The sequence below is a fragment of the Blautia sp. BCRC 81119 genome (assembly GCF_003184505.1).
Lineage (GTDB): Bacteria > Bacillota > Clostridia > Lachnospirales > Lachnospiraceae > Blautia_A > Blautia_A fusiformis.
On sequence record NZ_QJHD01000019.1, the window covers coordinates 1 to 14,483 of the forward strand.

A 14,483-nucleotide genomic window follows, 5' to 3' on the forward strand; every position below is an offset into this window, starting at 1 on the left:
ATGCGGACCTGACGTGTGATCTTATCCATAAGATCCTCCTTTAAAAAACTTTTAGTTTTACAAAGGGATTATCTCATGGTTTTAGGTGAAAAGCACGGTACTAACTATTTACCGTATACAAAAATCCAGCGATTATACCAAGCGTAAAAACGAAGAAGGCCGCTAGTACTGCGCTAGTGACCTTCATTGTTTATACGCTCTTTTCTTCTTTCACAATATATTCCCTTAAATACTTAAACGGAAACGGAACAACCGTTAACATTCCATACCTTACAAACTCTACTCCCATAAGTGGCAACACTTTCTTAAAAATTAACTTGCTGCCTTCTACCGCCTGTATCTCACGCACTACGCTGGCTCTCTCAATTGTGTATTTCATTCCATTACCAATTTCACCAACTGAATATTTTGCATGCGTATCATCATAATCAAAATAATTAATGTCTATATTTCCGGAAAGATACTCGCGTCTCTCTTCTTCTCCACGCAGGTAGGCATATAGCATAATACCGGTATTCTCAAAAACATAGCGCACAACTTCTTTCTTTGTTGTAATTCCTTTGAATAATCCCATTACATTGGCTTTCGTGTATTCTGCATTCACGTCGATATGCGGGATAACTATATCCAATTCTGCGTGTACTTTTATTTTATCTGTTGTATCCATTACTAGACGAAGCCAAGTTACTACGTCTTTTCCTGGAAATCTACCTTCACTAGCTACATTCTTAAGCACATCACCCATCGCAGTATAATCAGGCATAGAATACATATTAGTATCCTTTATAAGATTAATATTACCCTCTGCATCTTTTACTAGACCTATAACTCCTCTATAATCATTTTTATTTTCTTCATTCAAACCGAAATAATCCATGTATTTATCATACTCTGTCATGGTAAAAAGATTTCGTTTCAATGCTTCAATTTTAAATGAACCGTCCGGATGAATGGTCATGAAGTAATATGTACCGTCTAAAACTACACCAAATAACCAGTCTGCTTTATATCCGTATTGACTCCAATCCACCAATGTAATTTTACCAGTAGCAATGTCCTTCTTAATTACAAGCTCTTTCAGAATATTATAAACTGCCGCTGATGATTGGTGTTTAAAATTCTCTACTGTAATATGCTGAACAACATAATCCTCCATGCTTTCTTGATGCGGGTCCACTTCCGAATCTGAATAGAAAGATTTATCATGTATATATCGTACGTTAAGCTTCTTCTTTGATAATCTTTTACCAACGCTGCATTTTGCCTCTGGAATAATTTTATTAATACCATCCGCTACATCCTGCAAATAATCTTCAGAAGTTTCAGTGTGTACAGCATCCACTATATTAATTCCAGAATTCAAAACTTCCTTTTTAACAATATCCTTATATAACTCCAACGACGCACGCTTATATTCCAAAACTTCGTCAATACTATATTGTTTAAATTTAACGCGAATATACTTACCAAATTCATCATGTAAGGCATTCAAAATATCATATAAAACACCCATCTTGGTACATGAAAACGTTTCATAATCCGTAAAGTCAAAGAATGTAATGCTACCCCTTTCACCATCTACGGGTTTTATAATAAAGTTTTCTCTACGGTCTTTATTTTCATTAGATACTCGTTTTAAAGTATTATTGTTATAACTAAACTCATATTGCGGAAAATCCTGTAACTTTCTTTTTTCAAATTTCATTTGCTTTTTAAGTGCCAGTGATGTCAACCTATGTGCTACCAATTTTACACACATATCATCTCCGATTTTCACCTCAAGGCACTGCATACCCCAAATAAAATTCTCCTTATCCTTATTCAGCCATGCAGGTCGAAAACATAATAATTTCCCTGACAGATTATTAAAAGATATCATTTCATCAACCGGACTCGTTAGCGCATTCAAAAACAATTGTGTCAACAAATACTCCGGTATACTGCTACTTGTCATAGATTTTATAGACAAACTATCTCCATCCTCTTTTGCATTCAACAAACGTACAAACTCAGCTCTGGAAATAGCGTTTTTAGGAAGCATAACCCAAAAACTCTTTCCGCTTTCAAATTGCAGAGCTGATATCTTTATATCATCAATATCTAGAAAAGTAGCTCCACCTTTTATATATTTATCCGATGTTGTAACATAATAAAAATCATAATCTTTGTCAATGTTGGAATATTCAAACGAAGCCAGGAGTTCATTCGAATAAAGTTTCTTTATACTCATTGCAAATATCCCTCCCGATTTATTTTTGCTATGATTTCTGTTCCTATTTCTTTTCTATCCAACCGATATAAATATGGTATCTCAATAATTCTACCATTATCACTAGACGTAATCTGCATATTGTGATCAAGCATAATATTGATTATTACCGCTCTCTTTCCTCCACACTTATCTAGCTTTTCCAGGACGTTTTTCTTTTCTTCTTCCGCAGATATTAACATGGTTTCTTTCCATAACTTGAAATCAACATACACGCCATTACCTAGGGTATAATCAAACAATTCAAAAAACTCCGGTGGCATTTCCTGCAACGTTACTCCTGCATATTGTTCTAAAATATATTTACCAACAACTTCGCCTAAGGCACCTTTATAAATATTATTAAACATAGGTGGCGTCAATATAAACTCACTAGGAACAAAGCTCGTTGCATATCCATGCTTTTCAAACAATGCTTTCACTCCTGGGATTTGCATAATCTCTTTCAAATGCACCTCATCCTCTGACATCTTTCGTGGAAGACTACCGTCAAACTTGATATTTATATTTTTATTATAGTCTCCTTCTTGCTCATAAGAATAAGCTGTAATTTCTCCCGGCGCACACATATATACAAGCTGATATTGCGAATTCTGTTCTACGTTTTTTCTGCTTAGTGTAGGCCTCATAAGGCATAGCTCACGCAATGCTTTCCAATAATCTATACTATCCTCAGTCCAATTGCGCTTCAGCTCATTTATAATCTGCATTGCCTTCAGTGCTAATGTTCCGGCACGATTTTCCATTACGGCAATATCCGAATTTTCATTTGCCTGACCATTATAATATGTTTTACCCACTTTAACTAATTCTGCAAATTCAGGATTCAACATTCGTTGCTCCACAACAGACAAATCGTAATCTGTTAAAATGGTATTATCCACATAAATATATATATCCGGATTCTTAAGACCAGTTCTACATATTCTTCCTACTGCCTGTATTAATGTTCGAATCGCAAAATTATTTACAGAATCTGTTTTATATGGTTCTCCCTTTTTTCCCGAAAAAGTATATCCACCACTGAAGCATATAAATGCATCTTTAATTACTGCAATCCCATCTTTACGAGAAACTTCGCCTCTTTCCATCAAGAATTCCATCTGATATACAAAACGAATTAAATCTTCAGCTTCAATTCCCTTTTTGCTATCCACATTCACCAGAAGATTCGTCGGCTTCTCAAGATATATGCAATCGAAATCCTTTTCCATATCTCCTCTATCGTAATCATTAACTGCTACAATAGTAGCATTCCCCGGTGCTTTATATTGCAAATTTTGTCCCGCACCAACTGTATTATAGGAAGATATAACAAAGAGTTTTTCTCCCTTTGACAATCTCTGTATAAACTCCGCACGCTTAGCATCATAATCTTCACTATTTATACTGTATAACAAGTCTTTACCTTTTAATCCCTTGATACCATAAAGCTTAATAATAGCGTCTGCGAATTCCTCTAATAATTTAATATCAAAAAGCCCCTTATTCTCCTGCGGCAATTTATTATTAAGACACAAGAAGGATTTAACCGAATCATTTAAGATAAATGCCTTCATTACCTTTACAACACGAATAAAGTTATTCTTTGCATATTCAACGCGCTCAAATGATATTGATAATTTTTCCGCATACTTCTTTATAAGTGCTTCGTTTCCGTTAAATATCTCTGATAATTCAACTCTATCATCCGCATTATAAGAAACTGGCTCCACATGAATATTTACTTTATCATAGTTTGCAACAAAAGTTTGAAATGACTCCTGTAATCTACACCTATCTGCTTCTGGCATCACATAATATTTATCCTGCAACATCCTTTGAAGATATTCTAAGTCATAATTGCCAACAACCGTTTCAAGTGTTGCGGTAGCTGAAATACCTATAATTTGAGCCTTTTCAGACAAGTGAAGTAAAATACGTTCTGGCGAATCCTGAAAATCAAATAATTGAATCTCCGAACGCATACTGTGATTAGGATCATCTATAAAATCATAATAGCGAAATCCCCTATTATAGACAGAGCGGTCAAAATACTTTAACGACATTTTTCCATTGCTGTCTTTTTTATCTTTCTTCGACTTTACCTGGCCTCCCATTACGATAGGCTTCAAATACCTTATCTGTTCTCTTGATAAATGAAACTCTGTCAGCACTGACTCAATTGCATTTTCAAACGTATAATCATCGTCACCCGACCTTTTATCCTCATCCTTATGATGCTTATAATTAAACGAAAGATTTCTAGCTCCGTTCTGAAAATAAGTCAAGCAGCCTTTAACACTGGCAAGCAAACTTAATACGCCACCATCTTTCTCTGTTGGTCTTCTTTTTGTAAAACGCAACCAGTTCTGTTTTGCCTTCATATCGGTATCTATATCAATAAAAGCATTTTCTCCCTCAAATACCGAATGAAACTGTAAGTCATTGAAAATAAAATTACGACTTCTATCGCCCTTACCATCTTCTTCTGTTTTGAAGCTATATTGCATCGCAAAACGGTTATATGTTTCATCAAACACACCACCAAATCCTTCTATAATTTCCATAGGATTTTTCGCGTTTTTTTGTTCATCAAGATATACTTGTTGTAACTTCGATGCAGTAGTAAGCTCTGCCGGAAAATCTCTCGTCTTCAAAGATGCATATACACGATGAAACAGACCTAAATAATCAATATGATTTTCTAAGCCTCTTGTTATGATCTGATTAAGTAACCTGTCTCTTGTTGCATCAAACTCATCTATAAAAATAATTGCATTTTTTGTAATATCATTATTGTAAAAGCTATATGTAGGTTCAATAATAGTAGTGTTTCCCAAGAAAAACTTATCCATTGACATAAAAAATATTCGCTTCGCTCTCGTATATACCGCCGGATACAATTCTCCTATCCAATGATATTCCGGATTATTAGCGATATTCTTTAACTTTTCCTTTGGTGTTCTGAACTGCTTCAGCTCGCTTTCTATCACCTTACGAAAGGCACCTTCCTGCTGCTTACGAATTGCATCCTCTGCGTTCTTGCATAAAACATTTATAATGTCCTTACTGGTTCCTTTTAATTCACGTTTTTTATCTCTGTATTCGTTTAATAGTTTTACTGAACCATGTAAATCCTTAAATTCTTGTTTCATAGTGATTGCTGCTGGAATTTTTCTGGCACGATATAACTCATCCAATTTTTCTACAACCATATCTGCATTAGCTTCTATTCGCAAACAATATTTATCATAATCATCTGCTTTACCGCGCTTTGCAAAATGTTCACGCAACTCCTTATCCGGCAAATTTTTCTTAAGAGTTGTAACAAAAAAAATCTTCTTATCCTTGAATTCCGGCGAATCATAATAGTCGACCATAAACTCAAGTACACTATATGTTTTTCCGAAGCCGGTCGGCATATCTAGCAAGAACAATCCCGTATCCGTTGACTTGCAAAAATTTACAATCGCCTGTTTCATAGTATCCTCCAAGTTTTTCTTAGTATGGTGTGAAGATTAAAGTCCTTCAAAAGCTTTTCTCTTACCTGTGCTGTTGCACCAGTATCTGTAAGTACACTATCCGGAAGAACTACACCAACACGTCCACCTGTTTTTACAATAGACATGATATGCTGTAAGAAGTTAACCTTATTATCGGATGTTTTTACAAACTCAGGTCTATTAGCTGCAACCTCCACACTTCCTTGAGGTCTTGTTCCAAATGGTGGATTCGCTAGTATCACCTTGTACATCTTATCTGATGTATCAATAAGAGAATCCTGATATGCAATAGGGCTCTTGTTTACACCGATATCATGTAAGTAAAGATTCATTGATGCAAGTGTTACTACAAGTGCAGTATTATCTGCTCCAAATAAAGCATGATTCTTAAGGAACTTCTGCTTTTCAATATCCTTGCTCTGTCTCTTCATATGCCCATAAGCTGCAAGCAAGAAACCACCCATACCACACGCAGGATCGGTTGCCCTTACAAAATTGATACAATCACACGATTTCCCCTTTTGTACTCGTGAACGATGAACACTATGTGCATTATGAACGATACGCACAGTGTGCAAGATGTGTGCATAATCGAACGATAGCTTTTGTGCGCACATCGGCAGGTCTCCTTTTCTAGGATTTAGGTATTGCAAACTAGAATTTGTCAGCCTAATTGCTTTTTGATTTCAGCTTTCACTTTATCCAAATCACTGCAAGTCAAGATTGGAATCAGCCGGTTGATTTCGTCAATGCTCCTATCCCACCACTTGAATCTCAGCAGCAATTCAATCAGTTCATCGTCAAAGCGTTTTTGAATTGCTCTTGCAGGATTCCCAACGACCTTCGTATATGGTGGAACATCACTTCCCACAACGCTGTTTGCACCAATGATTGCACCATCTCCAATGTGAACGCCGGGAAGGATTACCGAATTTTGCCCGATCCAAACATCATTTTCGATAACGGTATCTCCTTTTAATGGCAGATCCGTCTTTGCAGGCGGCGACATTTCCCATCCCTCCAAGGTATAGAACGGGAATGTAGAGACGGCGTTCATCTGATGGTTTGCACCGTTCATCACAAACTCAACTCCGGCGGCGATTTGACAGAACTTTCCGATGATGAGTTTGTCATCATTCCACTCGTATAAGTGTGAAACATGACTTTCAAAATCCGAATCGGCAATATAAGTAAAGTCCCCGACAATAATATTCGGATTTGTAATCGTCGGCTTCACATATATTTCTTTATCATACCCTGCAATTGGATGGATTGTATTGGGGTTTGGGTGTTTTCCGTCTTTCATCTTAACTACCTCTTCAAATTCCGATTGAGATTTCACCTGTTTTAAGAGATTTAATAACTGTTATATTTTGTTATTAAATTCTCCGCAAACCCTTGAAAACACTGGATTTGTCGCAGGTGAGCTTTCCCTTATTTTTTCCCTTGTGTTATATCGTCCCATCAGTGTTTATGAACTCTGATAAGGGCAAATACAAGGGCAAAAAAATTATATAAAACAGTATAACATAAAATAAAAGTGACATGGTGGACTGATTGAAATGCTTCTTAATTTTTGCTACTAATGATTGATTAAATGATAAGGAGATGGGATACGATGAGAACAATATTTGCAGAATACAATCCACAACGAAACAGCATTGACATTTATACAAATGTTGGCTATATGCTTCGCATTGACTGCTGGGAAGCCGAAAAGGATTTAAAAACCACACCCGGATCAGACTGTGCATTGACTTCACTTGCAGTCGATGAACCACTTGAATATGCGAGATTATATCTTGAGGGCAATTTACAGATGTGGGTAGGTGCTATCCCTGATACCTTATTCTTTCTACCAGCGTTTCTTTTTTCAGATTACTGCTTAAAACGCAGGAAAGTACAATCTGCAACAGACCGACCAAAAAAATCATAATAAAAATTGGTACGATTGGAACATGATAGATATTCATTCCAAATATTCCATTATGTTTTGCATAGGAAAAAAGTGCATAGCCGAGCGGCAGACCAATGATCAAAGCTACGCATATGGTACCAACCGTAAACATCATTCCCTGTAACTGCAGACATAAATTTAATTGTTTATTTGTCATACCCACAGCCTGTAATACACCATATTCCTGCTTTTTTGTCGTAATATTCATGATTATGGTGTTTGCCATATTCATAAAACCGATGAGTCCTACAACCGCCATAAACAGATAACAGCCAAGCTTCATCATGCGAGCTGTGAATTCTGCAGATTGTAACTGTGCATGATAGGTATCCATTTTTATATGCGAAGTATTAGAAATCAAAGTATTCAGACTCTGTTCCACAGATGCAACATCTTTTTTATCACAGTCCACCCACAGATAGCCATAGGCTGTTCCCCTCGGATTCATGGAACGGTATACACCTTCCGGAATGACAAGATAAGTGTCCGCGCTTACAAAGGATCCTGCAATCTTTCCCTGATAGGTATAGGTTTCACTTCCATTCTCAAAGTCAAATGCAATGGATTCACCCGGAGCATATCCATCTTGTTCCATCCACATCAACCAACCAAAGAAAATTTCACCATTCTTTACCGCCTGATCATAGTCCATAGAGCCAATATCCCCGTCTTGGCGCATAAAATCAAAATCATTTTTACTCACAATATCAGCCGGAAATCTTGTTCCGTTCAGATTTACAGAGACAATCTCTCTCGTCATGACATCTGTCACTCCTGGAATGCTTTTGATTTCTTCAATCATTGAATCATTCAATGGATTATCCGTCAGAATCGTATCCAGATTATTCTCCGGATATCTTTCATCGTACTCAGCAGAATAGTCAAGCTGCAGTTCAAATTGTCCATGATTAACGGAAAGACGTGCTTCATGCTCCGTATCAATATTTCCTACATAATTAGAGATAATCACAAACAATGCGCAGGAAAGCCCCAGTGTGAGGATGGTACCAATGGTTCTTTTTGGATTACCCGTTATATTTGCCATTGCCATAGAAAACACGGTGACATTTTTTCTGCCATTTCGTTTTCCTTTTTTGTGTGTTTCTGCATTTTCTAAATACCGTGTTGCTTCGATAGGTGAAATCCGTGAAACAATTTTCATTGGTTTACGCAGCGCCAAAGCAACGGTAAAAAATGACACGAAAATACATAGAAGCATAACAGGCAGGGAAAACAGTGGCATCTGCTGATTTTGGACTCCCATAGAGCCAGTTCCGGTTGATACAAGTTTTCCCTGTTCTACCAGCCAGTTAAAACCGCATTTTGCAATCAGAAAACCAAGAAGCAATCCAACTGGTATTGAAGAAATTGTCAAAAACATACCCTCTCTGAAGATCAGTTGTTTCATCTGCTTTTTTGTCGCTCCCAGAGCCTTGATTTTTCCATACTCCTGTATCTTGTTGGCAATACCAACCTGAAAAATATTATAAATGACCACAACAGAGAAAAGTACAATTGCAAAAATCAAAACCCCGCATACCGCAATCGTTTCATAACTCGGCTGCAAGACCCATTGCAAATAGAGATCATTGACTATAACGTTTTTTTCTTCGATCCCACAAGCTGCTGCAATCTGCTTTATAACCGAATCAATATTATTCATAGATACATTTGCAGAATCATTTAAAGTAAAATAAATATTATACTGTCTGTCATTCTCTGCGACGTGCTCATCATAAAACTCCTGTGACCCGAAAGCAACATAAGATGCCTCGATGGTATACTTATCCCGATCATATAGGATTCCGCTGACAACAAATTCTTCCGGCTTATATTCTGACTGCATCCCTGCGCGGTAATCCAGTGTAACCGTATCTCCGATCTTTACATCACCATACCCCATTGCACGAAAAAATGCTCTTCCTGCGGCAATTTCCTGCATTTTTTCCGGATACTTTCCTTCCTTCAACTCATATTCTTTATTATAAGGAAGCATTTTTCTTGCAGTCTCATCCATGCAGACAAACCCGCCTTTTTCATTGCCTTTTATGATACCTTCGGTGCACATAGTGCCTGTAGCATCTATTTCCGCACGGCGGTTTACTTCTTTTAACTGCGATCCGTCTGCGGAAACAAACAGACCATAATTGCTTCCATATGATCCTGCCGCCTGACTTTTCTGTAAATGAATTACCCCATTTCCCACAGTACTGATGATAACAAGCAGCATCGTGGTCAGACAGATTGCCATCATGATCAGTATACTTCTTGTCCTGTTCCTTTTGTCATTGCTATATGCAATCCTGCTTATTGTCTTCATCTGAAATCCACCACCTGTCCGTCCTCAATCACCAGAATACGGTCAGCGACCTGTGCAATTTCGTCATCATGGGTAATCATTACAATTGTCTGTCCATATTTTTTTGCTGTCATCTTAAGCAGAGCGATTACCTCATCACTGGTCTTAGAATCAAGATTTCCTGTCGGCTCATCTGCAAATATAATTTCCGGACGATTCACCAGTGCTCTTGCAATTGCTACTCTCTGCTGCTGTCCTCCGGATAACTGATTTGGCAGATTATAAATCCGGTTTTCAATCCCCAGAGTTGCAATAATATCATTTACATACGCTTCATCCACTTTTCTTCCATCCAGCCCCAGTGGCAGTACAATATTTTCCCAGACATTAACAGATGAAACCAGATTAAATGCCTGAAAAACAAATCCGATTTTTCTTCTGCGGAAAACAGCAAGGGCATCTTCCTTCATCCTGTATAAATCTTTCCCTGCTAAAGTAACACTGCCTTTTGTCGGGGTATCAAGCCCTCCAAGCATATGAAGTAATGTACTTTTACCGGAACCTGACTTTCCAACAATTGCGACAAATTCTCCCTGCTCAATCTGAATGTCCACCTGATTGACCGCTTTGACCTGATTCTCACCTGCGCCATAAAACTTACAAAGCTGCTTGGTTTCTAATATCACACTCATGTGTTGCCTCCTTTTCAATTCTGTAAAGCGTACCTTTTCAGCACGCTTTCTTTGCCTGTTTATATATTTGGTCATTTTTCAACCTACATCCAAATTGTATCAGGACAATCTTTCATTTCACTTTCAAAAAACGAGCAGAAATCTTACAGAATTGTAAGATTTCTGCTCACTTAAAATTTAACCAACATATGGTAATTGAATCACAAACGTGCTTCCTTTTTTCTTTTTGCCGGAGGTTACCGTAATCGTACCTGCGTGTTTTTCGATAATTTCTCTCGATAGAAAAAGTCCGATTCCTGTACCACTCTTTTCCATGACCTCCTTGGAACTTCCTCTGTAAAATCGTTGGAAAATTTTGTGATACTCATTCTGCGGAATACCAATTCCCTGATCCTCAATTTCCATTCTTACAAGATCGTTTCTTTTTTGTAACCGGATAAATATTTTTGAACCACACGGACTGTACTTGACCGCATTATCCAGAACGTTGATCACAGCTTCACCAAGCCACCTTTTATCCTGCATAATCGTGCATGTTTCCAGCTCTTTTTCATAGTCAAAAACGAATTCAATTTCTTTCTCATCCGCTTTAGGATAAGTGCGGTTCACAGCAGATATGACAGTATCCATAAGCGGAAGTTTTTTCTTATTAATCTGAATCAGTCCAGTTTCCATCTTGGATATTTCAAGAAGCGACTGCAATAATGTCTCCAGTCCATCCAGAGCACTCCGACAACGGATACGAAACTCCTCCTGTTCTGTGGCACTTAAGTCATTCTGCATCAGCACACTAAAACATGTATCCAAAGCTGCAACCGGTGTCTTTAACTGGTGAGAAATATCAGAAACCATTTCTTTCGTGTTCTCCTTTTCTGCCCTTGCTTCTTCCTTTATCAACTGAATATGATGTCCGATTGCTTCAAGCTGGTCATTCAATTTTTCCAGTTCTGCATGATTTTCCGTTTTCAGTAAATCATCAAATTTATTTTCACGGAATCTGATCAGAATTTCTTCCAACTGGTCTAAAATTTTCTGATGACACGCATCTTCTTTTTTCTTCCAATAAAGTAAAAAAGTCAAAAGAAGCACGCATATCACAATGCTTACAGCACCGGTCACCATAACCTGATGCCGGAATTGCGAATAAAATGCATTCCCTTTATTCCCCCAGTATCCATATTGCTCCAATAATCGCCTTCCCTGTTCGTTAGTTTCAATATCCTTATCCTTAAGCAATTCCGAAACAGCATCCAGCCCGGAAAATTCTTCCTTTGCAGCAATCTCTGTCATAAGATTCATTTTATATTTATAATCTTCATAAAACACATACGTGGTAAAGCAATTTAATATTACAAACACTAATATGACCGGCAATACCAAAGACAAGGCTGATGTGAGTTTCCTGTGATATCTCTTTGTCACTGCCTTACCTCCTGATTCCATATATACCCAAGACCTCTGATATTCTTTATATAGACCGGTGCAGCCGGATTGTCTTCAATTTTCTCACGGAGTCTTCTGATATTGACAGCGATTGTATTTTCATCCACAAAATCCCCTTCCAGATCAAACACATTTTCCAATATTTGTGTTTTTGAAAGAATCTGTTTCGGATTCTGAAGAAAAAAAGTCAGCATTTTCAACTCCGTTTTTGTCAGACTGATTTCACGACTCTTTATCAGGACTTTCATTTCTCCTGCGATAAATACGATATCTCCCGAAATCATCTTTCCGGCTTCCGTTTTCTCCTGTCTGCGGCGGAAATGTGCTTCTATTTTCAAAAGAAGTACCGAAAGACTAAACGGCTTTGTAATATAATCATCTGCCCCTGCTTCATATCCCATGACCTGATCCATCTCCTGATCTAGTGCTGTAAGACAAATAATGTATGTATTATAATTGCATCTCATCCACCTTACAAATTCCAGTCCATTCCCATCCGGAAGATTCACATCACAAATGGTAACATCCACATTATTATCACTTGCAATTCTTTTCGCTTTTTTCACTGATTCTGCTGAAAAAACCTCATATCCGGATTTTTTCAGTGAGAATGTAATTCCACGATTTAAATTTTCATCATCTTCAACCACGAGTATACCTGGCATAGCATCTGCACCTCTCTTTATTAACTATTCATCTTAAAATGCTTCAATGCCTCCACAATTGCACTCTCTTTATCTTCTGGACACTGCGGTTGCCTGCTATCTTCATTTTTAGGTAAATTATAATTCTTTCCAACCTCAATTCCGCATTTTCTCTTTACCTGTGAGATATACAGATTGGAAACCTTCATGCCGGCTTTTGTTTCAGTTGGGACAAAAGAACCACAGTCTCCACATGGCTCGATAGGTCCGGATTGATGTCGGTCATCGGGAACCTATCCAGACTAATATGGTATGTACCAAAATATCTCCGTTTGTTTGCGGAAACATATCTACAAATTCTGTAGCAGAAAATTCTTGATACATTCCGCTATCCATATCACAGCCTAAACCTCACCTGTTCACGGAAAAAGTTCAACTTTTTTATTCGTTTCTACTATTATAGTGATTCAAACATAAAAGTCAAATTTTGCAAGGAACCTCCATCGCCTCAACCTTGTCCGTTCTTCCTACAAAAACAGGTCAACAGCTATTTTTCGTCCTAACTGATAGCCAGGTTTCCATGCACTCGACCTTATCATACCTGAAAATCCAGCATTGAAAGAGAGGACCGATCCTATTACTTCTTCGCATTCTCTTCCAGTTCCAACATGTATTTATCAAAGTCAGACATGAACAATCTGTCCTGAATAACACGATACTTTTCAAATTCAGTCTCGGCTTTAGCCTTGGCAATCTCTGCCGTGATCTTTCCTGCATCCTGAAGGACCTCTCTGTCATCAGCCATCAGGAATAGATCCAGACGCTTTGCCCAGTCCTCCATTGTCATCGGAATGTAACGTTCTGCACGATCCTCGGCCAGATCCAGATAAGCAGAAACGATACGCTCTAATGAACGCATTTCCTGCTCTGAAAGATAATTCTTCGCAACACTCACATCACTTTTTACAATCTTTCCTTCCGGTGCTGCTGCCCACGTGGTCAGCCCCATATGTGGCTTATCAGCATCTGCTCGCTCATAAATCAACTCTGCTGCCGTATGTCCGTGAACTGCATAATGCATCTTGTTCTGCACCTTGGCAAAAAACTGCTTTGTTGTTTTGGATGTGCGGTCGTAATCAAGAGCTGTAGCATAGATGTCCGTTATCTTCTGATAGAATCTACGCTCAGATAAACGGATCTCACGAATCTGCTCAAGCAAACGATCAAAATATTCTGTTGTAAGCACTGATCCACCATTTTTTAGACGTTCGTCATCCATAACCCAGCCTTTGATGGTGTAGTCCTTGGCAATTTGATTGACCCATTTACGGAACTGAACCGCACGCTCTGAATTTACTTTAAAGCCTACTGCAATAATCATCTCCAAGGAATAGTGATTTGTGCTGTAGCTTTTTCCGTCAGCGGCAGTTATCCGAAATTTTCGGATAACTGAATCCTCTTGTAATTCGCTATCACTGAAGATTTTTTTTACATGATAATTTATGGTGCGAACATCCACATCGTACAACGTGGCCATCATCTTCTGTGTCAGCCATATATTCTCATCCTCATAGCGCATCTCAATGCTGTCCTGCTGATCACCGACAGAAGCAACATAAGTCAAATATTCTGCAGCGCTGGAACGGATGGTTATTTCATCTTTTTTCTTTTTCAAATAAGAGACCTCCTTCTGC

General features: G+C 37.9%; 10 protein-coding genes and 1 pseudogene. 1 reads left to right on the forward strand and 10 read right to left on the reverse strand.

The window, feature by feature from the left end; translation table 11 throughout:
• Positions 1-190: 190 nt before the first annotated feature.
• From DMI82_RS11800 to DMI82_RS11815, 4 genes are read right to left on the reverse strand one after another with little or no spacing between them, the layout of a single operon-like run.
• On the reverse strand, positions 191-2,230 hold the full coding sequence (locus DMI82_RS11800; protein WP_110103424.1) for a hypothetical protein: 2,040 nt from the start codon (positions 2,228-2,230) through the stop codon (positions 191-193).
• Complete coding sequence (locus DMI82_RS11805; RefSeq protein WP_110103425.1) at positions 2,227-5,733, reverse strand: hypothetical protein; 3,507 nt, start codon at positions 5,731-5,733, stop codon at positions 2,227-2,229. Before DMI82_RS11805 ends, DMI82_RS11800 begins: the two co-directional genes overlap by 4 nt.
• Entirely contained in the window at positions 5,730-6,371 is a 642-nt protein-coding gene (locus DMI82_RS11810; protein ID WP_110103426.1) for an HsdM family class I SAM-dependent methyltransferase, read from the reverse strand. The genes DMI82_RS11805 and DMI82_RS11810 overlap by 4 nt, the downstream gene beginning before the upstream one ends.
• Before the next feature lie 47 nt (positions 6,372-6,418).
• Positions 6,419-7,060, reverse strand: a complete 642-nt coding sequence (locus tag DMI82_RS11815; protein WP_055166451.1) for a CatB-related O-acetyltransferase — start codon at positions 7,058-7,060, stop codon at positions 6,419-6,421.
• 312 nt (positions 7,061-7,372) lie between these two features.
• Between DMI82_RS11815 and DMI82_RS11820 the strand changes: the two genes are divergently transcribed.
• Positions 7,373-7,690: a DUF6061 family protein gene (locus tag DMI82_RS11820; RefSeq protein WP_227574206.1), complete on the forward strand. Its 318-nt coding sequence runs from the start codon at positions 7,373-7,375 to the stop codon at positions 7,688-7,690.
• Here DMI82_RS11820 and DMI82_RS11825 read toward each other — a convergent pair.
• The 6 genes and pseudogenes from DMI82_RS11825 to DMI82_RS11850 all read right to left on the reverse strand — a co-directional run bounded on the left by DMI82_RS11825 (position 7,587) and on the right by DMI82_RS11850 (position 14,464).
• Positions 7,587-10,031, reverse strand: coding sequence for an ABC transporter permease (locus DMI82_RS11825; RefSeq protein WP_110103427.1), 2,445 nt, complete (start codon positions 10,029-10,031; stop codon positions 7,587-7,589). The genes DMI82_RS11820 and DMI82_RS11825 overlap by 104 nt on opposite strands.
• Entirely contained in the window at positions 10,028-10,702 is a 675-nt protein-coding gene (locus DMI82_RS11830) for an ABC transporter ATP-binding protein (RefSeq protein WP_006426335.1), read from the reverse strand. Before DMI82_RS11830 ends, DMI82_RS11825 begins: the two co-directional genes overlap by 4 nt.
• A gap of 177 nt (positions 10,703-10,879) precedes the next feature.
• The gene (locus DMI82_RS11835; RefSeq protein WP_110103428.1) at positions 10,880-12,145 is read right to left on the reverse strand and encodes a sensor histidine kinase; all 1,266 of its coding nucleotides are present in this window, start codon (positions 12,143-12,145) and stop codon (positions 10,880-10,882) included.
• The gene (locus tag DMI82_RS11840; protein WP_008120506.1) at positions 12,121-12,810 is read right to left on the reverse strand and encodes a response regulator transcription factor; all 690 of its coding nucleotides are present in this window, start codon (positions 12,808-12,810) and stop codon (positions 12,121-12,123) included. The genes DMI82_RS11835 and DMI82_RS11840 overlap by 25 nt, the downstream gene beginning before the upstream one ends.
• Positions 12,811-12,830: 20 nt before the next feature.
• Positions 12,831-13,001: pseudogene (locus DMI82_RS20690) on the reverse strand (tRNA (uracil-5-)-methyltransferase); the annotation flags it as partial.
• Positions 13,002-13,426: 425 nt separating this feature from the next.
• Positions 13,427-14,464, reverse strand: a complete 1,038-nt coding sequence (locus DMI82_RS11850) for a virulence RhuM family protein (RefSeq protein WP_110103429.1) — start codon at positions 14,462-14,464, stop codon at positions 13,427-13,429.
• Positions 14,465-14,483: the final 19 nt, after the last annotated feature.

Coding starts and splice junctions, on each gene's coding strand:
- DMI82_RS11800 (WP_110103424.1), bottom strand. CDS start 2,230: ATGAGTATAAAGAAACTTTATTCGAATGAACTCCTGGCTTCGTTTGAA.
- DMI82_RS11805 (WP_110103425.1), bottom strand. CDS start 5,733: ATGAAACAGGCGATTGTAAATTTTTGCAAGTCAACGGATACGGGATTG.
- DMI82_RS11810 (WP_110103426.1), bottom strand. CDS start 6,371: ATGTGCGCACAAAAGCTATCGTTCGATTATGCACACATCTTGCACACT.
- DMI82_RS11815 (WP_055166451.1), bottom strand. CDS start 7,060: ATGAAAGACGGAAAACACCCAAACCCCAATACAATCCATCCAATTGCA.
- DMI82_RS11820 (WP_227574206.1), top strand. CDS start 7,373: ATGAGAACAATATTTGCAGAATACAATCCACAACGAAACAGCATTGAC.
- DMI82_RS11825 (WP_110103427.1), bottom strand. CDS start 10,031: ATGAAGACAATAAGCAGGATTGCATATAGCAATGACAAAAGGAACAGG.
- DMI82_RS11830 (WP_006426335.1), bottom strand. CDS start 10,702: ATGAGTGTGATATTAGAAACCAAGCAGCTTTGTAAGTTTTATGGCGCA.
- DMI82_RS11835 (WP_110103428.1), bottom strand. CDS start 12,145: ATGGAATCAGGAGGTAAGGCAGTGACAAAGAGATATCACAGGAAACTC.
- DMI82_RS11840 (WP_008120506.1), bottom strand. CDS start 12,810: ATGCCAGGTATACTCGTGGTTGAAGATGATGAAAATTTAAATCGTGGA.